The organism is Actinomadura sp. NAK00032 (genome assembly GCF_013364275.1).
Classification (GTDB): Bacteria; Actinomycetota; Actinomycetes; order Streptosporangiales; family Streptosporangiaceae; genus Spirillospora.
Genome location: NZ_CP054932.1, coordinates 2351312 through 2370543 on the forward strand (window position 1 = coordinate 2351312; position 19232 = coordinate 2370543).

Below are 19232 nucleotides of genomic sequence, written 5' to 3' on the forward strand. Positions count from 1 at the left end.
TGGTCGGGTGCCTACCTTGACCGATCTGGTCCGTGATCACACCGATCTCACCGAGACCGACCTGGAATGGCTGCACGCGCTCGTGTCGGACTGGCAGCTGCTGGCCGACCTGTCGTTCGCGGACCTGCTGCTGTGGGTCCCGCTGCGGTCGGCCGACGCGCTGCCCGCCGAGGCCGCCTCGCGCGGCGGCCGCGGCCAGCGCGGCCGGCTCGACACCGGCGCCGCCGTCCCCGGCTGGGTGGCGATCGCGCAGATGCGCCCGACGACCGGCCCGACCGCCTACCCCGAGGACCTCGTCGGGAAGGTCGTCCGGACGGGGCGGCGCGGGCTGATCGACGTGGCGTGGCGGGAGCGCCGGATCGTCCGGGAGGGCGACCCGGAGTGGGGCAGCGGCATCCCCGTCCGGGAGGAGTCGATCCCGGTCCGGCGCGGCGCCAAGATCCTCGGGGTGATCCAGCGCAGCACGAACCTCAGTTCGGCGCGCACCCCGTCCCGGCTGGAGCTGACCTACCTGCAGAGCGCCAGCGACCTCGCCACGATGATCGCCGAGGGCCGGTTCCCGGTGCCGGGCGAGGAGCCGAACATGGTCCGCTCGCCGCGCGTCGGCGACGGGCTGATGCGGCTCGACCGGTCCGGCAAGGTCACCTACGCCAGCCCGAACGCGCAGTCGGCGTACCGGCGGCTCGGCTTCCCGGCCGACCTGGTCGGCGAGGCGCTCGGCCTGATCACCGCGGACCTGTGCGACACCGGCGAGCCGATGGAGGAGGCGCTGAGCGTGGTGCTGTCCGGGCGGGCGCCGCGCGAGGTCGAGGTCGAGTCGCACGGGTCGATCATGCAGTTGCGGACGATCCCGCTGGTCGTCGGCGGCACCCGGATCGGCGCGATCGTGCTGTGCCGGGACGTCACCGAGCTGCGGTGGCGCGACCGGGAGCTGATGACCAAGGACGCCACCATCCGGGAGATCCACCACCGGGTGAAGAACAACCTGCAGACGGTCGCGGCGCTGCTGCGGCTCCAGGCGCGGCGGCTGCGGATCCCGGAGGGCCGTGCGGCCTTGGACGAGGCGGTCCGGCGGGTCGGGTCCATAGCGATCGTGCACGAGACCCTGTCGCACACCCCGGACGAGCTGATCGACTTCGACGACATCGCCGACCGCGTCATCACGATGGCGGGGGAGGTGTCGACGCCGGAGACGAAGGTGACCCCGAAGCGGTCCGGCAGCTTCGGGGTGCTGCCCGCCGAGATCGCGACGCCGCTGGCGATGGCGCTCACCGAGCTGCTGCAGAACGCCCTGGAGCACGGCCTCGCCAACCGGTTCGGGACGCTGGAGGTCGTCGCGCGCCGCTACGGCGAGGGCGAGGAGCGCCGCGAGCCGGGCGGGGTGGAGGTCTGGGGGGAGTGGCCGGTGCCGGGCGCCCATGAGCCGCGCGCCCCGCACGAGGATGAGCCGGCGGAGGACGGGTCCGGGCGGCGGCTGGTGACGGTCATCGCGGACGACGGCGTCGGCCTGCCCGCGGACTTCGACGTGGAGAGCACCAACAGCCTCGGCCTGCAGATCGTCCGCACGCTGATCGTGGGGGAGCTGGGCGGCCGGCTGGACTTCCGCCCCCGCGCGGGCGGAGGCACCGAGGTGGTGGTGGACGTGCCCTTGGACCACGTCCACCGGAGGTTCTGACAGCGCAGGTTCCGAGCGGGGCGGCGCCACGGGCTCTCTTGCCGGAGGGCTTTGAGGCGGTGGCGCCGCGTCGCCGGGGAACGGGGAGGGGCGGAGCGGCGGGGCCTAGAGGCCGATGTTCGCGCGGGCCCGGGCGCGGGAGGCGCGGCGCTTGAGGGCGCGGCGCTCGTCCTCGCCCATGCCGCCCCATACGCCGGAGTCCTGGCCGGACTCCAGCGCCCAGCGCAGGCACGCGTCGCTCACGTCGCAACGCCGGCACACCTGCTTGGCCTCTTCGATCTGCAGGATCGCGGGCCCGGTGTTGCCGATCGGGAAGAACAGCTCGGGGTCCACGTCACGGCAGGCTGCTCGGTGGCGCCAGTCCATGCGGTCCACTCCTTCGTCAGGTGGTGGAGGAACTCCACTTTTGTGAACGGTTTCACATGTCGCGAACGCCCGGGAGACCACGGCCAGGTCCAGGGGTGAATGTTCGGCGACGCCGCGAGCGGGGGACCGGCGTCATCGGGGTCCCTGTCCTGCGGGCGCACTTTGAGCGTGTCAGGGGGGCGCCGGACGACGCAAGACCTTTGAGAAAGGATTCTCAAAGTATGGGTGTCGCATGTGTCACACCCGTGGGTCGAACGTGTTACTTGGCTCTCACCTGGCCGCCCATGCGCCGCAAATGACGTGCGTCACCGGAACGGTTCCGCGCCCCGAACGGCCCGGTGCCCTCAAATGACGACGCGTATCGCCTTCGGAACCGAGCGGAAGGTCACACTCCGCAGTTCGCCGAGGTACTCGCCGTCCAGCTGGAAGGCCGCCGGGCGCGCCGCGCGCACCGTGAGCTCGGCCGCGTCGTGCACGTTCACGACGTTGCGGCCCTGCACCGGGCGGGTCCGCGCGGTCATCATCTGGGCGAGCGCCGCCGCCGTCGGGCCGAGCTCCAGCGAACGCATCCCGAACAGGTCCAGGCCGCGCCCGAAGTTCGCCCGCGGAGCCGGATTCACCGGCAGCCGGCCGAGGAAAGTCCATGGCGAGGTATTGCAGATGAAGGTGAGGAACAGCCCCGATTTCGGCGGCCGTCCGGGCTGCTCCAATGTGAGCGCGGGACGCCGCCGATCCGTGCCGGAGAAGAAATGCCGGGCGGCGGTGCGCGCGTACAGCGACGGCAGCGCGCGGACCCCCGACGCGCGGCGCGCCTCCACCTCGCGGATCACCTCGGCGTCGAGCCCGACGCCCGCGCAGAACGTGAAGTACCGCTCCGGGCCGTCCGGCGGGGTCGCCGTGCCGAGCCCGACCGAGCGGTACCGGCCCGCGCGCAGCGCCTCCAGCACCGCCCGCGTCGCGCCGACCGGGTCGTCCGGCAGGCCGAGCGCGCGGGCGAAGACGTTCGCGCTCCCGGACGGCAGCACCGCCAGCGCCGGCAGCTCGGGGGACGGGCCGTCGGCGAGCAGGCCGTTGACCGCCTCGTTCACCGTGCCGTCGCCGCCGAGCGCGATCACGACGTCGTAGCCCTCGACGGCGGCCTGCCGGGCCAGCTCGGTCGCGTGGCCGCGGTGCCCCGTCTCGGCGAGCACGAGGTCGATGTCGCCGGTGAAGGCCCGCATGAGGATGCCGCGGGCCCGCCGGGAGGTGGAGGTCGCCTTGGGGTTGGCGATGAGCATGGCGCGCACGCGGTCAGGGTATGGGACGCGCACGCCGGACGGACGAGTAGGGTTCAGGTGTGAGCAAGCGCCCCTTCACCGTGCAGGCCGCCGCCGCTCTGATCGGCGCCGAGGGTCTCGCCGCCGTCGGGTTCGGCGTCTTCACCGGTGTGGAGACCGCGGCCGGCGCGGCCGTCGACCCGGCCAGCGCGATCGGGGTCACCGTCCTCGCCCTCGCGGGCGGGCTGGGCATGCTCGCGTGCGCGCGTGGCCTGGTGCGCGCCGACCAGTGGAGCCGCGCCCCCACGGTCCTCACCCAGCTGTTCGCGCTGCCGATCGCCTGGTCGCTGTGGCAGAGCGACCAGCCCGCCCTCGCGATCCCGCTGGGCGTGGTCGCGGTCGCGGCGCTGGTCACCGTCCTCAGCCCGCCGAGCACCGCCTGGCTGATCGAGGACCACGACGAGGACGGCGCCGGCGATGGCGAGAGCGGCACCGAGCCGCGCGGGGCCGCCGCGCCGACGGGGCCGGAACCGGCCGTCGCCACCGGGACGCCGGGCGCGCCGCGCTCCCTGGGCCGCCGCCTCAGAGAGCGGCTCAAGGAGCAGCCCACCAAGAACTGACCGGCATGTGCTGACCGGCATGAGACATGTGTCGCCGGCATGGGAAGGCCCCGGGACGCGCGTCCCGGGGCCTTCCCATGCTCGTCACTCGTCGGCTGGTCGTCACTCGTCGGCGGTCAGGCCCTCGCGGAGCTGCGCGAGGGTGCGGGCGAGCAGCCGGGACACGTGCATCTGGGAGATGCCGAGCTCGGCGGCGATCTGCGACTGCGTCATGTTGCCGAAGAAGCGCAGCAGCAGGATCTTCTTCTCGCGCGCGGGCAGCTTCTCCAGCAGCGGCTTGAGGGACTCGCGGTACTCCACGCCCTCCAGCGACTCGTCGACCATGCCGAGCGAGTCGGCGACCGCCGGGGCGTCCTCGTCGCCGGAGTCGGGGGCGTCCAGGGACACGGTGGAGTAGGCGTTCGCCGACTCCAGGCCCTCCAGCACCTCCTCCTCGCTCATCTGCAGGTGCGCGGCCAGCTCGCTCACCGTGGGCGCGCGGCCCTCGCGCTGCGCGAGGTCGCTGATCGCCTTGGTCAGCGACAGCTTCAGCTCCTGCAGCCGGCGCGGGACGCGTACCGCCCAGCCCTTGTCGCGGAAATGGCGCTTGATCTCGCCGACGATCGTGGGCGTGGCGTAGGTGGAGAACTCCACACCGCGCTCCAGGTCGAACCGGTCGATCGACTTGATCAGGCCGATGGTGGCGACCTGGATCAGGTCGTCCAGCCACTCGCCGCGGTTGCGGAAGCGGCGGGCGAGGTACTCCACCAGCGGCAGGTGCAGCTCCACGAGCTGGTCGCGGATGCGCTGGCGCTCGGGGTCGCCCTCCGGAAGCTCGGTGAGGCGTTCGAACAGCGCGCGGGCCCGCGCGCGGTCGGGCACCGCGGACTCCGACCGCTCGCTGGTCGCGGCGGTGACCGTCGTCGTCTCCTCCGTCTTCTCCGTCACGGGGCCCCCGCCGCACCGCGCCGCTTCTGCAGCGTCACGGTGACCCGGTCGTCAGAGCCCACCGCCGCGTCGACCTCGCCCGCCAGGGACGACAGCACCGTCCAGGCGAAGGTGTCGCGGCTCGGTTCCTCGCCGTCCACCGTGAGCACCGACACGGAGATGCGCATGGCGTCCCCGGTCAGCTCGAACTCGCAGGTCAGGTCGGTCCCGGGCAGGGCCTGGGCGAGCAGCATCGCGCACGCCTCGTCGACGGCGATGCGCAGGTCCTCTATTTCGTCCAGCGTGAAGTCGAGCCTGGCCGCGAGCCCCGCGGTCGCCGTCCGCAGCACGGACAGGTACGCGCTCGCGGCCGGCAGCTTCACCGTCACCACGTCGCGGACGGACAACTTCATACTGGCCGGCATTGCAGCGGTTTCCTCGGTCACGTCACTCCCTCGCAGGATGGTCCCGCTGCTTCGAAACTACCGCCTGCGGAGCCCACTGGGAGACTTCGGCGCGCGTGGCTTTCTTACGAACGCCGGGCCGACCTGAACGGACGCGTTCCAAACCCGTGCCGGGAGAGGCATGCGTCACGCGGTGATCAGGTCCTCGCGGGCGCCGGCCCGCTCCCGGAGGCGGTTTCGGCCCCGCTCTCGGCCCCGCTCTCGGCCCCGCGCGGGACGGGCGGCAGCAGCGCGCCGCGGTGGCCGATCACGCGGGCGGCGAGGGTGCTCGCGGCCTCGGCGGCGGCGCGGCGGCCCCGTCCGGCGAGCCGGGCGGCGAGGTAGCCGCCGTTGAAGGCGTCGCCTGCGGCGGTGGTGTCGACCACCTCGACGTCCGGGACGGCGGGGACGGCCTCCTCCGCGCCGCCGGCGCCGGCGATCACGCAGCCCCGCCCGCCGAGCTTGACGACGATCTCGGACACGCCGGCGGCGCGCAGCCGGGCGACGGCGCCGGCGGCGGTGGCGTCCCCGAACACGGCCCGGTCGTCGGTGAGCGTGGGCAGCGCGACGTCGGTGCGGGCGAGGACGGCCGCCATCGCGCCGGCGGCGGCGTCGGGGGACGGCCAGCCGGCGGGGCGGTAGTTGCCGTCGAAGGCGACCAGGCCGCCGCGCCGCCGGGTCTCGTCGAGGACGTCCAGGAGCCGGTCGCGGGCCGCCGGGCCGATGATCGACAGCGTGATCCCGGAGAGGTAGACCAGGTCGTGCCCGGCGATGGCGTCGTCGGTCCCGGCGGGCTGTCCGGGGCCGAACAGCCCGCGGGCCGCCGACTGGGAGCGGTAGTAGGTGAACGTCCGCTCGCCGTGCTCGTCGGTGCGGATGAGGTAGAGGCCGGCCCTCCCGCCGGGGACGGTGCGGCTGTGGGCGGAGCCGACGCCGTGCTCGGCCCACGCCTCCCGCATCCGGGTGCTGTAGGGGTCGTCGCCGACGAGGGTGACGAACTGGACGTCGGCCGTCTCCGGCGCCGCGCAGCGGGCGAGGTAGGCGGCGGTGTTGAGGACGTCGCCGGCGTAGCCGACGGCCATCAGCTCGGGGGCGACCGGGCTCAGTTCGATCATGCATTCGCCGATCAGGGCGACCCGGGCGGGCCGGCCGCCGCCGGCCAGGGTGTCCAGCGCGCTCATGGCGTCCTCTCTGGGGGCGTCCGCGACTCTGGGGGCGTCCGCGATAGGGCGACAATACATCTAGACAACAAGTGATCTGATGACTAAGACTTCGGATGTCGCTCCGCCAGAGAGCCGCTCCCGCCAGAGAGCCGCTCCACAGAGAAGGGACGCCCATGGGCAACGATCCGATGCGAGGCTACGACGACGACGGGTACGCGATCTTCAAGGGCGTTCTGGACCCCGAGCTGATCGCCGAGGCGGACGGGCACGTCCGCTGGCTGCAGGAGCGCCACCCCGACCGCACCGGCGAGGACCTGTCCACCGAACTGGTCGCCAAGGACCCGTTCTGGGTGCGGCTGGTCTCCGACGACCGCCTGCTGGACGTCGCCGAGCGCTTCATCGGTCCGGACATCGCCCTGTTCGCGTCCGCCTACATCTCCAAGCCGCCCTACACGGGCAAGGCCGTGCTCTGGCACCAGGACGGCGCGTTCTGGCCGCTCGACCCGATGCGCGTGGTGACGCTCTGGCTCGCCATCGACCGCTCCACGCCCGAGAACGGCTGCCTGCGCGTCATCCCCGGCAGCCACAAGGAGGACCTGCACGACGTCCGCGAGCGCGACGACGCCGGGGCCGTCTTCGGCGTGGAGAGCGCCGTCGGCGTGGACGAGTCGCGGGCCGCCGACCTCGTCCTCGAACCGGGCGACGTCGAGGTCCACCACCCGAACATCATGCACGGCAGCAACGCCAACGAGTCGCCGCACCGCCGCTGCGGCCTGACCATCCGCTACATCCCGACCTCGACCCGGATCACCGAGGAGCCGCTGCCGTTCCCGTCCGCGCTGCTGCTGCGCGGCGACCCGGGCGTGAACGAGTACCAGCCGCGGCCCCGGTACGCGCCCGGCGAGCACTACCCGTTCCGCGGCGCGGAGAACTGGAGCTGATGGGGCGCCGGCGGCACCGGCCGTCCCGCAACTGGGGCGCCCGCGTCCACGAGATCACCTGGGCCGGGCTGGACGCCGTGGTGCTGGAGAACGAGCTGCTGCGGGTGACCGTCCTCGCGGGCAAGGGCGGCGACATCGCCGAGTTCTGCTACAAGCCGCGCGACCTGGACTTCGTGTGGCTGTCGCCGGACGGCCCGCGCGATCCGCGCGACCTCGCCGGGGGAGCGGCCGACGACACCGCCGCCTTCCTCGACGGCTACGAGGGCGGCTGGCAGGAGGTCCTGCCGAACGGCGGCGCGCCGAGCACCTACGAGGGCGCGGCGTTCGCGCAGCACGGCGAGGTGGCCGGGCTGCCGTGGGACCACGACATCGTCGCCGACGACGCCGGCGAGGTCGTTGTGCGGCTCACCGTCCGGGCCCGGCGGATGCCGCTGCGGGTGACCAAGACGCTCCGGCTCCGCTCCGGCGAGCCCGAACTCGCGATCGAGGAGGAGCTGGTCAACGAGTCGGGGGTGGCGCTGCACGCGATGTGGGGCCACCACATCGTGTTCGGCGCGCCGTTCCTGCGCCCCGGGCACCGGATCAGGCTGCCGGGCGGCGCGCGGGTCGTCCCGCACGAGACGGCGATCGCGCCGGGCGGGCGGCGGGTCCGCGCGGGCGGCCCGCACGCGTGGCCGCGCGTCCCGGCGGCCGGCGGCGGCACCGTCGACCTGGACGTCGTCCCAGCTCACGGCGAGCCGAGTGAGATCGTTTACCTCACCGGCCTGGACGAGGGCCGCTACGAGGTCGTCGATCCGGACGGCGGCCTGGGCATGCGGGTGCGCTGGGACGCGGCCGTCCTGCCGCACCTGTGGCTGTGGCAGGAGCTGGGCGCGACGACCGGGCACCCGTGGTGGGGCCGCGCGTACGTGATGGGCCTGGAGCCGTTCGCCGGCCGCCCGACGGACGGGCTGGCCGCCGCGGTCGCGAACGGCACCGCGCTCGCGCTGGAACCGCACGCGCGCCGGAGCCTGTGGCTGCGCGCGGCGGTGATCGAGGGGGAGGACACGTGAGGGAGTTCGAAGGCAAGGCCGCCGTCGTGACCGGCGGGTCGCTCGGGATCGGCCGGGCCGTGGTGGAGCGGCTCGCGCGCGACGGCGCCGCCGTGGTGTTCTGCGGCGTCGGCGAGGACGCCGTCCGGCGGGCCGAGGCGGAGCTGCGCGCGGACGGCCTGGAGGTCACCGGCGTGGAGGCCGACGTCACCGCCGCCGCGCGGATGGACGCGCTGGTCGCGGAGGCGGTGTCCCGGCACGGCGGCCTGGACGTGGTCGTGACGTGCGCGGGCGTCCAGCGGTACGGGACGGTCGAGGAGACCACCGAGGAGCTGTGGGACGAGGTCCTCGACGTGAACGTCAAGGGCGTGTTCCTCGCCTGCCGCGCCGCCGTGCCGGAGCTGCGCCGCCGGGGCGGCGGGACGATCGTCACGATGTCGTCGGTGCAGGCGTTCGTCTCCCAGGACCGGGTCGCCGCCTACAGCGCGAGCAAGGCCGCGATCAACGCGCTGACCAGGGCGATGGCGCTGGACCACGCCGCCGACGGGATCCGCGCGAACGTGGTGTGCCCGGGGTCGGTCGACACGCCGATGCTGCGCTGGGCGGCCGACCTGTTCCGCGGCGGGACGAGCCAGGACGCGCAGGTCGCCGAGTGGGGGCGGGCGCATCCGCTCGGCCGCGTCGCGACGGCGGCCGAGGTCGCCGAGGTCGTGGCGTTCCTCGCCGGGCCGCGCTCGTCGTTCGTGACCGGCGCCGAGCACCGGGTGGACGGCGGGCTCCTCGCCCGCAACCCCGCCGCCCTTCCGGACGCCGCCCTTCCGGATGTCGGCTCGCCGGAAACCTGAACCCGGATCGCGAAAGATCTAGACACCAAGTCATTTGATCACTCATGATGTTGGCGCAGCGTGCCCGAGCGGCGCGTGCAGCGACCTCGCGGAGGTTTCCATGCAGGAGTCCGACCCCTCCCGTCCTTACTCTCCCGACCGGCTCTCTTCCGTTCACGCGGGGCGTCGGCGGCGCGTGCTCGGAACAGGCAGGCGCGCCGCCGTCCTCGCGTCCTCCCTGCTGCTCGGCGCCGGCCTCGCGGCCGTGCCCGCCGTCCCCGCCGCGGCCGACACCCACGGCCACGGCGCCCACCAGGGACGCGGCCTCGGGCACGAGAAGGCCCGCGGCAAGGGCCACGCCGCCGAGGCAGCGGCGCCCACCTGCTCCGGGCAGGCGCCGCCGACGTTCGGCACGGCCACGCAGAACACCGCGCTGAACGGCAAGTTCACCGCCTACGGCAACAGCAACACGCTGCTGGACGACTGGACCGGCGGCGACTCGACCTACTCGCTGAAGCTCACGGACGGGCGCATCGTCTACGCCTACTCCGACACCTTCCTCGGCAAGGTCAACGCGGACGGGTCGCGCTCGGTCGTCATCGAGGAGGGCGGCACCACGCCGTTCATCAACAACTCGTTCGTCGTCCAGGGGACGGGCGGCGAGACGACCACCGTGCACGGCGGGACGGCCGCCGCGCCGAAGGCCGTGATGCCGCCGCCGAAGGCGGCGCACTGGTACTGGGCGGGGGACCTCACCCAGAGCGGTGCCGAGGTCCAGCAGCTCTACCGCCAGTACTACGACCCGGACCCGGACAACGGCACCGGCTGGGACATGACGTTCAAGAGCAACGTCCTGGCCCGGTTCTCCACCGGCAACCTGTCCGCGCCCACGCAGGTCACGGCGATGCCCTCGGCGTCGGGCGTCCAGTGGGGGTCGGCGCTGTTCAAGGACGGCGGCTACACCTACGTCTACGGCACCGAGGACTACATCGACCCCGACACCAAGGCCAACACCAAGTACCTGCACGTCGCACGGGTGAAGGGCAGCGACCTGCGCGAAGCCTGGAAGTACCGGACGGCCACCGGCTGGTCGGCATCGGAGACCGACTCGGCCCGGCTGATGAGCGGCGTCTCCAACGAGTTCAGCGTGGCCAAGCGCGGCTCGCACTACATCATGGTCAACCAGGACGCGAACATCGCCTTCGGCGGGGAGATCGACGTCCTGCTCTCGTGCTCGCCCGCAGGCCCGTTCACCGGTGAGCAGACCGTCTACCGCACGCCCGAGACCGGTCAGTTCGGCTCCTACGGCGACCCGGACATCTTCACCTACAACGCCCATCAGCACGTGTCGCTGTCGTCGAGCGGCAACCTCGTCATCTCCTACAACGTGAACAGCCTGGACGCGACCAAGGGACCGACGAACGACAACTACCGCGACGTCAGCATCTACCGGCCGCGCTACATCAATCTGCCGGTCTCCAACTGACCGTCCGTGCGGTCGGCTCGCCCGCAAGGGCTGACGGCCGCCCGTTAAGCCGCGGCTCCACCGTTCCGTCCACGGTGGGACCGCTCCCCGCGCGCCCCCGGGTGACCTCCCGCCCGGGGGCGCGCGCCCGTCCACCCACCAGGAGGTCCGGACCATGACCCTGGACGCCGAACTCGCCGCCGCGTTCGACGGCATGCCCTACGTCGGCCTGGCGGACCCGGCCGAGGCCCGCGCCGCCATGCGCGACCTGGTCTCCGTCCTGGCCCGTCCCACCACCGCCGAAGGGGCGGACGTGACGGACCGGACGATCCCCGGCCCGCCCGGCGCGCCGCCCGTCCCCGTGCGGATCTACCGGCCGCGCGGGGCGCCGAGCCCGGCGCCCGTCCTCGTGTACTTCCACGGCGGCGGGTTCGTCACCGGCGGCCTGGACAACGAGCACGAGCGCTGCCTGGCGTTCGCCGGCGAGGACGGCATCGCCGTCGTGTCGGTCGACTACCGGCTCGCGCCCGAGCACCCGTTCCCGGCCGGGTTCGACGACTGCTACGCCGCGACGGTCTGGGCGCACGCGCACGCGGCCGAGTTCGGCGGCGACCCGGAGCGGGTCGCGGTCGGCGGCGGGAGCGCGGGCGGTGCCCTGGCCGCCGCCGTGGCGCTGCGCGCGCGGGACCAGGCCGGCCCGCCGCTGGTCTTCCAGATGCTGCTCTACCCCGTCCTGGACGATCGCATGGAGACGCCGTCGATGCGGGCGTTCACCGAGCCGCCGCTGTTCAACCGGGCCGATGTCGGCCACATGTGGCGGCACTACCTCGGCGGGCGGGCTGCGGGCGGCGCGGACGTCCCCGCCTACGCGGCGCCCGCCCGCGCCGCCGACCTGGCGGGGCTGCCGCGCGCCTACGTCCTCGTCGCCGAGTACGACCCGCTGCGGGACGAGGGCCTCGGCTACGCGCACCGGCTGATCGTCGCGGGCGTCCCCACCGAGCTTCACCATGTGCCGGGCGCCTGCCACGGCTTCGACGGCATCATGTCGGCGCGGCTGGGGCGGCTCGCGTTCGAGGAGGAGCGCGCCGTCCTGCGGCGATGCCTCTCCGGAAGGGGGGACACGGGCCTCTCCGGAAGGGGGGACACGGGCCTCTCCGGAGGGGGTGGACACGGCCAGTCGCTAAGTGATTAGATGACTTTACTTCTTGGGAACGAGGTGGCGATGGCACAGGATGTGGCCCGGCCGAGCCTGGCGGACGCGCTCACCGAGCGGATGCTGGAGCTGATCAGGGCGGACGGACTGCGCCCCGGCGACCGGCTGCCGTCCGCGCGTGAGCTGTCCCAGCGGTTCGCGGTGACCACGCCGACGCTGCGCGAGGCGCTGCGCCGGCTGGAGGCGACCGGAGCGGTCCAGCTCCGGCACGGCTCGGGGATCTACGTCGGCGCCGACCTCGAACGCGTGGTCATCCCCAACCCCAACGTCGGCGAGCTGGAGGCCGACCGGCTGCTCCAGCTGCTGGACGCCCGGCTGCTCATCGAGCCGCCGCTGGCCGGCCGGGCGGCCCGGCTGGCCGGTCCCGCCGACGTCGAACTGCTCCGCGCCATCCTCGACCAGGCGGGCGCGGACCTGCGCGGCGGCGAACCCGCCGAACGGAACACGCCCGCGCGACGCACCGCGCACGCCTCGCACGCCTCGCACACTGCGCACGCCGCGCACGCGTCCGACGCGGAGGCGCGTCTCCACAAGGCCAACATGAGCTTCCACAGCGAGGTCGCGGGCGTCGCGGGCAACTCCGTGCTCTGCGAGGTCATCGACTCGCTGCTCACGGTGCACGCGTCCGAGCAGCGCGAGATACAGCGGATCTTCGACGACCGCGTCCGCGACTTCGAGGAGCACACCGCGATCCTCGCCGCCATCGAGGCGGGCGCGGCGCGGGACGCCGAGGCGCTCATGCGGTCCCACCTCACCGACATCAAGCACGTGATCGAGCAGCGGCTCGCCTGAGCGCGGGCCGCCCCCAGCCCCCCTGACCCCAGCCCCCTGACCCCAGCCGCGCGGCCCGTGCGCCGCGCGGCCGGTTCACCCATCCCCGAAACCGACCTTCGACCACCCCGATCGGGCATCGGCGCCCGATGAAGGAGGCCACCATGGTGTCCAAGCGACTGCGGGCGACCGCGCTCACCGTGGGCGCGCTCCTGCTCGCCGCCGGCTGCGGGTCCGGCGACTCCGGCGGGAGCAAGTCCGAGCTCAAGCTGTACAACGACAAGGGCGCCTGGAAGCCCTTCTTCGAGCAGATGGCCGCCCTCGGCAAGCAGCAGACGGGACTCGGCATGACGCCCGTCGGCTACACCGACGAGCCGACCTACACCGCGTTCATCAAGACCTCGTTCCGCACGAACGTCAAGCCCGACCTGTTCACCTGGTCGACCGGCGGGCGCCTGGAAGAGATCGTCGAGCAGAACCAGGTGGCCGAGACCACCGACATCTGGCAGAGCGCCGTCAAGAGCGGCGACCTCACCGAGGACCTGAAGAAGTACTACACGGTCGACGGCAAGCAGTACTGCGTCCCGCTGAACACCGCCTACTGGGGCATGTTCTACAACAAGAAGATCTTCGCGAAGTACGACCTGAAGCCGCCCACGACCTGGGCGGAGCTGGAGAAGGCCGCGGCGACGCTGAAGTCGAAGGGGCAGGTCCCCTTCAACCACACCACGCCGACGTCGCTGTTCTCCTTCGCCTGGTTCGAGCAGCTCCTCGCCGGTACCGACCCCGACCTGTACGAGCGGCTGTCGAAGGGCCAGGCGTCCTACACCGACCCCGGCGTGGTGAAGGTGATGGAGCGCTGGAAGTCGATGATCGACAAGGGCTGGTTCTCCAAGCCCGGCGACAAGGCCGACCCCGCCGACCACTTCAAGTCCGGCGACGCCGCGATGGTCATCAACGGGACCTGGTTCAACACGAGCATGACCCAGCGCGGCCTCAAGCAGGGCAAGGACTACGGGTTCTTCTTCATCCCCAACGTCGACCCCGCGCTGCCGAAGCGGTCGCTGGTCTTCGAGAGCGGCCCGCTCTGCTCGCTGCGCAAGGCCCCCGACCCGGCCGCCAGCACCAAGTACCTCAAGTGGTGGGTCACCCCCGCCGCCCAGGAGAAGTGGGCGAACGCGCGCGGCGACGTGTCCGGCAACCCCAAGGTGAAGATCGCCGACCCCGAGCTGACGAAGGTCACCAAGGAGGCGGCGTCGCCGGAGAACCGGCTCGTGCTGCGCTACTTCGAGGCCGCGCCCTCGCCCGTCCTCACCGAGGCGCTGAGCGGCTTCGACAAGTTCCTGAACAAGCCGGAGACCTATATGGACGTCCTCAAGGGCATCCAGAAGGCGAACGAGGCGTACTGGAAGTCGAACTAGATCCATGAGCACGCACAAGGCCACCGCCACCCGCCCGAAGACGGCGGTGGCGAAGGCGCCGGGATCCGGCCGCCGCGCGGGGCGCGGCGGCCGGGCGGGGAAGGGCTTCGCGCTGCACGGCCGGTTCCGGCACGCCTACATCTCCCCGGCCGTCCTGTTCGTCGCCGTCCTGCTGTACCTGCCGTTCCTGTGGACGGCCTACCTGAGCTTCACCAGCTACGACGGGCTGGCGTCACCGGAGTTCACCGGCCTGGACAACTACACGCGGCTCCTTGAGGATGACGCGCTCGTCACCTCCCTCCGCAACACGCTGCTGTGGGTCGTCGGGACCGTCGTCCTGCCGGTGGGGCTCGGGCTCCTCGTCGCGGTCATGTCCTACGACCTCAAGGGCGGCGGCTGGTTCCGGCTGCCGTTCCTGCTCCCGTACGCGATGTCGGGCGCCGGCCTCGGCGTGATCTGGGGCTTCATCCTCCAGCCGGACGGCATGGCCAACCAGATCCTCACCCTGTTCGGGATGCCGGGCGGCGACACCGCGTTCCTGCAGGACGGCCCCCGCAACACCATCGCGATGATCGTCGTGTGGACGTGGCAGCAGCTCGGCGTCAACATGCTGCTGTTCGTCGTCGGGCTCCAGTCGATCCCGAAGGCGCCGATCGAGGCGGCCCGCATCGACGGCGCGTCCGGCTGGTCGATGTTCCGGCACGTCATCTGGCCGCTGATGCGCCCGATCACCACGGTCGTGTTCGGCCTCGCGCTCGTCGCCGGGCTGAAGAACTTCGACATCGTCTGGGTGATGACGCAGGGCGGACCCGGACGCTCGTCCGAGACCCTCGCCGTGACCATGTACCGGGACGTGTTCGTCGCCAACGAGTACGGCTACGGCTCGGCGGTCGCGGTCCTGCTCACCACCGTCACCGGCCTGGCCTCCTACGTGTACCTGCGCAGGCAGATCGGCGGGGAGGAGACCCGATGAACCGGTTGACGCTGAACCTGCGGCGCGCCGTCCTCCTGGTGCTGGGCCTGGCGTGGCTGTTCCCGACGTACCTGATCATCGCGAACGCCGTGCGGCCGGCCGACGACTACGACCCGTCGGACGCGGTGAAGCCGCCGTCCTCGCTCGGCCTGTTCGACAACGTCTCCCAGGCATGGGACCGGACGGCCGTCGGCGACACGCTGCTCAGCACCCTGCTGTACAGCGTCGTCTCGCCCGCGGTCGCCGTCCTGCTGGGCGCGCTCGCCGGGTACGCGATCGTGGTGCTGCGCCTCAAGCACGGCTTCGCGTGGTTCGTGGTGATCTTCGCCGGGACGGTCGTGCCGTTCCAGATGCTGCTCATCCCGCTGTTCGTCGGCTACAGCGAGGTCTCGCTGTACGACAGCCAGCTGGGCCTGATCATCATCTACTCGGCGATCAACGTGCCGCTGGCCGCGCTCGTCATGCGCAACTTCTTCGGCAACGTCGCCGTGTCGATCTTCGAGGCGGCGCGGCTGGACGGCGCGTCCACCTTCCGCATCTTCTGGCGGATCTACCTCCCGCTGTCCTCGGCGGCCCTCGCCGCCGTGTTCATCCTGGAGTTCACCTTCGTCTGGAACGACCTGCTGTTCGGCCTGACGCTCTCCCAGTCGGAGACGGTCCGGCCGGTGTGGGCCGAGCTGTCCGCCCTGACCACCGACGTGTACGCCGGGACCCCCGTGCCGATCGCGCTGGCCGCCGGCCTGGTGGTCTCCCTCCCGACCGTCGCGCTGTTCCTGGCGACCCAACGCCTCTTCACCCGCGGCCTCACCCTCGCTCAGTTCTGACCCAGGGGGGCGACCCCCTGGAACCCCCGCCACGGGCGGGAGGCCGTTTCCCGATCCGCTCCGCGTCTCGCGAAACGGCCTCCCGCCCGGCGGGCCGGACGACCTCCGGGCGCCAGAGCGCCCTCCGGCCGCCCGGCCCGTGACCATGAGAAGCATCAGAGAGGATTGCGCTTCACGATGACGAGTCGTCTGCTTCAGGCGAGCCTCGGTTCGCCCGACTATGACGGGATCCGCGACGCGCTGCGCCAGGACACCTCCACCGAGGTGCTCGCCGTGCGCGGGCTGTCCGTCCGCGCCGCCGTGCTGCCGCTGTTCAAGCGCGGTGAGGACGGCGGGCTCCGGCAGGCCGTCCGGGTGACCCTCTCCGGAGGCGGCGCCGTGGAGGTGGCCCTCAAGGACGGCGACGCCGAACTCGCGTCCGCCACCGGGGACGGCGGCACGCTGACGCTGCTCGTCCCCGAGGTCGAGGCCCCGCGCCGCGTCACCCTGGAGGTGCGCGACTCCGCCGGGCTCGTCGGCGCCGCGCCGCTCGACCTCACCCCGCAGCGCAAGTGGAACGTCTTCGTCGTCCACCACTCGCACCTCGACATCGGCTACACCGACACCCAGGGCACCGTCCTGCGGCACCACCTCGACTACCTCGACGCGGCGCTGCGGCTCGCGCGGGAGACCGACGGGCGGCCGGACGACGCGCGCTTCCGCTGGTCGGTCGAGTCGTCGATGCCGGCGCTGCGCTGGCTCGCGACCCGCTCCGCCGACCAGGTCGCCGAGTTCACCGAGCGGGTGCGCGCGGGCGACATCGAGGTCACCGCGTTCCCGATGCAGCTGCACACCGAGGCGTGCTCGACCGAGGAGCTGTACCGCCAGCTCCGCTTCGTCGAGGACCTGCGGCGCACGTACGGCATCGAGGTCCGGTCCGCGATGCACACCGACATCCCCGGCGCCGTCGTCGGGACGGTGGACGCCCTGAACGCGGCCGGCGTCCGCTACCTGGCCGCCGCGCACAACTGGGCCGGGCGGTCCGTGCCCTACATCACCGGCGGCGACAAGCTGGCCCGGCCGTTCCGGTGGCGGTCGCCGGGCGGCGGCGAGCTGATCGTCTGGTTCACCGACACCCCGCACGGCATGGCCTACATGGAGGGCAACACCGTCGGCCTCGTCGACTCCTACGACCTCGCCGAGGACCTGCTGCCCCGCTACCTCGGCTCCCTCGCCGACCGCCCCTACCCGTACGGGCCGGGCACGTTCGGCTGGTACGCGGCGCCCGGCCAGGTCGGCGCCGCCAAGGACCCCGACTTCCTGGACGCCGTCCACCTGCGCGTGCAGGGCGCCCACGCCGACAACGCCGGGCCGTCGATCGTCCCCGCCGACATCGCGCACCGCTGGAACGAGACCTGGGCGTACCCGCGGCTGCGGATGGCGACCAACGCCGACTTCTTCGAGTACGTCGAGGAGCACCACGGCGACCGGCTCCAGACCCACGAGGGCGACTGGACGGACTGGTGGGCCGACGGCCTCGGCTCCGGCGCCCGGCCGCTCGGTTACGTCCGGCGGGCGCAGAACGTCCTGCGGTCGGCCGAGACGCTGCACGCCCTCGCCGACGAGCGCGGCGATGAGCACACCGGCGCGTCCAAGCTGATCGACGAGGCCTACGACCGGGCCGCGCTGTTCGACGAGCACACCTGGGGCGCCGCCAACCCGTGGGAGGACGCCGAGGAGGGCGGCGACTCCGGCGCCCTGCAGTGGACCCGCAAGTCGCAGGTCGGCTACCAGGCGCACGACGACGCCCTCGACCTGCTCCAGGCGGGCGCGCGGCGGCTCGGCGCGACGTTCGGGCCGTCGCCGGACGCGCTCGCCTCGTTCCTCGTCGTCAACCCGGGCACGGCCGCCCGCACCGATGTGGCCCGCGCGTTCCTGCCCCGCGACGTCGTCGCGGCGGACGTCCCCATCGCGCTCGTGGACGCCCGCACCGGCGAGCCCGTCCCGCACCGCGAGGAGGAGGTCGACCCGGACGAGTGGCCCACCCGCCCGATCGGCCGCCACCTGGAGGCCGTCCTGCCGGACGTCCCCGGCCACGGGCACGTCCGCGTCGATGTCGTCAGCGCTGATGTCGTCAGCGCTGATGTCGTCCGCGCTGATGTCGTCCGCGCTGATGTCGTTAACACCGATGTCGCCGAGGCCGAGGCCGGGGCCGCGGCCGCCGAACCGGTCGACCTCGGCCCGGACGGGACGATCGAGAACGAGTTCTACCGCGTCGCCTACGACCTCAAGGAAGGCCACATCGCGTCGGTCTTCGACAAGGTCGCCGGCCGCGAGCTGGTGAACACCGACGGCATCGCCGGGTTCGGCCAGTACATCTACGACCGGTACGCGACCGCGCCGCACTTCAACCACATGTCCGGGCACATGCTCGTCCACGACAAGACGATGCTCGGCGACCGCGCCGTGGCGACCCACGCGACCGTCACCAAGTGCGAGCGCACCCCCGCCGGTGAGCGCCTCGTCATCGAACTGCACGGCAAGGGCGTCGACTGGCTGCGCACCACGATCGACCTGTACGCGGGCGTGCCGCGCGTGGACGTCCGCTACCAGCTCGGCAAGCAGCCCACCGCCGCGAAGGAGGCGGTGTTCTTCTCCTTCCCGTTCGCCGTGGACGGCCCGCCCGCCGCCTGGGAGCTGACCGGCGGCGTCGGCGGCACCGGCGTCCCGAGCGTCCCCGGATCGGCGGAGCACATGCGCCCGATCCGGCACTGGGTCGCGTTCGAGGACCCCGAGCTGACCGTCGCGTGGGCGACGCTGGAGGCGCCGCTCGTCCAGTTCGGCTCCATCCACATGCCGTACGCGCCGTTCCCGCCCACGCTCGACAACGAGGACGGCACCGTCTACTCGTGGGCGCTCAACAACATCTGGGACACCAACTTCCCGTCCCAGCAGCAGGGGGAGACGACCTTCCGGTACGCGTTCGCGTCCGGTGCCGCCGGCTCCGGCCGCCGCCTCGGCGCCCGCACCGCCGCCGGCCTCACCGACCCGTTCGTCGCCACCCTCGCCACCGGCACCGCGCCCGCGGCCGAGTCCGGGACGTTCCTGCGCGTCGACGACCCGGACGTGCTCGTCACCTCGGTGGGCCGCGCCCGCGACGGCGACGGCCTCGCCGTCCGGCTCCAGTCGCTCGCCGCCGGCCCGGTGGAGGCGGAACTGCACGTGCCCGGCGCGGTGAGCGCGCGGCTCAGCGGCGGTTTGGAGCGTGACCCGGCGGAACTACCCGTCCGGGACGGCACGATGACGGTCCGGCTGCCCGCCTGCGGCGTCGCCACCGTCACCGTTCGGCGTTGACCACGGA

At 72.7% G+C, this 19232-nt stretch carries 17 protein-coding genes; 12 read left to right on the plus strand and 5 right to left on the minus strand.

From position 1 onward, the window contains the following. Positions 1-7 precede the first annotated feature (7 nt). Positions 8-1675 (plus strand): PAS domain-containing sensor histidine kinase, encoded by a 1668-nt coding sequence (locus HUT06_RS10995; RefSeq protein ID WP_176195629.1) that lies wholly within the window; start codon positions 8-10, stop codon positions 1673-1675. Positions 1676-1780: 105 nt separating this feature from the next. On the opposite strand, the gene HUT06_RS11000 is transcribed toward HUT06_RS10995, so the two are convergent. Both HUT06_RS11000 and HUT06_RS11005 read right to left on the minus strand, forming a co-directional pair. Continuing rightward, the gene (locus tag HUT06_RS11000) at positions 1781-2041 is read right to left on the minus strand and encodes a WhiB family transcriptional regulator (protein WP_138640679.1); all 261 of its coding nucleotides are present in this window, start codon (positions 2039-2041) and stop codon (positions 1781-1783) included. 344 nt (positions 2042-2385) lie between these two features. Next, on the minus strand, positions 2386-3327 hold the full coding sequence (locus tag HUT06_RS11005; protein WP_176195630.1) for a diacylglycerol kinase family protein: 942 nt from the start codon (positions 3325-3327) through the stop codon (positions 2386-2388). Between the two features lie 50 nt (positions 3328-3377). Between HUT06_RS11005 and HUT06_RS11010 the strand changes: the two genes are divergently transcribed. Continuing rightward, positions 3378-3917, plus strand: coding sequence for a hypothetical protein (locus tag HUT06_RS11010; RefSeq protein WP_254715111.1), 540 nt, complete (start codon positions 3378-3380; stop codon positions 3915-3917). A gap of 102 nt (positions 3918-4019) precedes the next feature. On the opposite strand, the gene HUT06_RS11015 is transcribed toward HUT06_RS11010, so the two are convergent. From HUT06_RS11015 to HUT06_RS11025, 3 genes are all read right to left on the minus strand, one after another. Next, on the minus strand, positions 4020-4778 hold the full coding sequence (locus HUT06_RS11015; protein ID WP_024935411.1) for an RNA polymerase sigma factor SigF: 759 nt from the start codon (positions 4776-4778) through the stop codon (positions 4020-4022). 62 nt (positions 4779-4840) lie between these two features. Further along, positions 4841-5269, minus strand: coding sequence for an anti-sigma factor (locus HUT06_RS11020; protein WP_176195631.1), 429 nt, complete (start codon positions 5267-5269; stop codon positions 4841-4843). Positions 5270-5424: 155 nt separating this feature from the next. Then, positions 5425-6447 (minus strand): sugar kinase, encoded by a 1023-nt coding sequence (locus HUT06_RS11025; RefSeq protein ID WP_176195632.1) that lies wholly within the window; start codon positions 6445-6447, stop codon positions 5425-5427. 155 nt (positions 6448-6602) lie between these two features. Here HUT06_RS11025 and HUT06_RS11030 point away from each other — a divergent pair, with 155 nt between their 5' ends. The 10 genes from HUT06_RS11030 to HUT06_RS11075 all read left to right on the plus strand — a co-directional run bounded on the left by HUT06_RS11030 (position 6603) and on the right by HUT06_RS11075 (position 19225). Then, on the plus strand, positions 6603-7370 hold the full coding sequence (locus HUT06_RS11030) for a phytanoyl-CoA dioxygenase family protein (RefSeq protein ID WP_254715112.1): 768 nt from the start codon (positions 6603-6605) through the stop codon (positions 7368-7370). Next, positions 7370-8422: a DUF4432 family protein gene (locus HUT06_RS11035; RefSeq protein WP_176195634.1), complete on the plus strand. Its 1053-nt coding sequence runs from the start codon at positions 7370-7372 to the stop codon at positions 8420-8422. The genes HUT06_RS11030 and HUT06_RS11035 overlap by 1 nt, the downstream gene beginning before the upstream one ends. Then, positions 8419-9246 carry an SDR family NAD(P)-dependent oxidoreductase gene (locus HUT06_RS11040; protein WP_176195635.1) on the plus strand — a complete coding sequence of 276 codons (828 nt, stop codon included), beginning with the start codon at positions 8419-8421 and terminating at the stop codon, positions 9244-9246. The genes HUT06_RS11035 and HUT06_RS11040 overlap by 4 nt, the downstream gene beginning before the upstream one ends. 175 nt (positions 9247-9421) lie before the next feature. After that, complete coding sequence (locus HUT06_RS11045; RefSeq protein WP_254715113.1) at positions 9422-10711, plus strand: DUF5005 domain-containing protein; 1290 nt, start codon at positions 9422-9424, stop codon at positions 10709-10711. Between the two features lie 154 nt (positions 10712-10865). Then, on the plus strand, positions 10866-11882 hold the full coding sequence (locus HUT06_RS11050) for an alpha/beta hydrolase (protein WP_176195637.1): 1017 nt from the start codon (positions 10866-10868) through the stop codon (positions 11880-11882). A gap of 30 nt (positions 11883-11912) precedes the next feature. Then, positions 11913-12695 (plus strand): FadR/GntR family transcriptional regulator, encoded by a 783-nt coding sequence (locus HUT06_RS11055; protein WP_176195638.1) that lies wholly within the window; start codon positions 11913-11915, stop codon positions 12693-12695. 143 nt (positions 12696-12838) lie between these two features. After that, entirely contained in the window at positions 12839-14095 is a 1257-nt protein-coding gene (locus HUT06_RS11060) for an ABC transporter substrate-binding protein (protein ID WP_176195639.1), read from the plus strand. Positions 14096-14099: 4 nt separating this feature from the next. Further along, positions 14100-15068, plus strand: a complete 969-nt coding sequence (locus HUT06_RS11065) for a carbohydrate ABC transporter permease (RefSeq protein WP_176195640.1) — start codon at positions 14100-14102, stop codon at positions 15066-15068. After that, positions 15065-15892 carry a carbohydrate ABC transporter permease gene (locus tag HUT06_RS11070; RefSeq protein ID WP_176195641.1) on the plus strand — a complete coding sequence of 276 codons (828 nt, stop codon included), beginning with the start codon at positions 15065-15067 and terminating at the stop codon, positions 15890-15892. The genes HUT06_RS11065 and HUT06_RS11070 overlap by 4 nt, the downstream gene beginning before the upstream one ends. A gap of 177 nt (positions 15893-16069) precedes the next feature. Then, positions 16070-19225 carry a glycoside hydrolase family 38 C-terminal domain-containing protein gene (locus HUT06_RS11075; RefSeq protein WP_176195642.1) on the plus strand — a complete coding sequence of 1052 codons (3156 nt, stop codon included), beginning with the start codon at positions 16070-16072 and terminating at the stop codon, positions 19223-19225. Positions 19226-19232 lie beyond the last annotated feature (7 nt).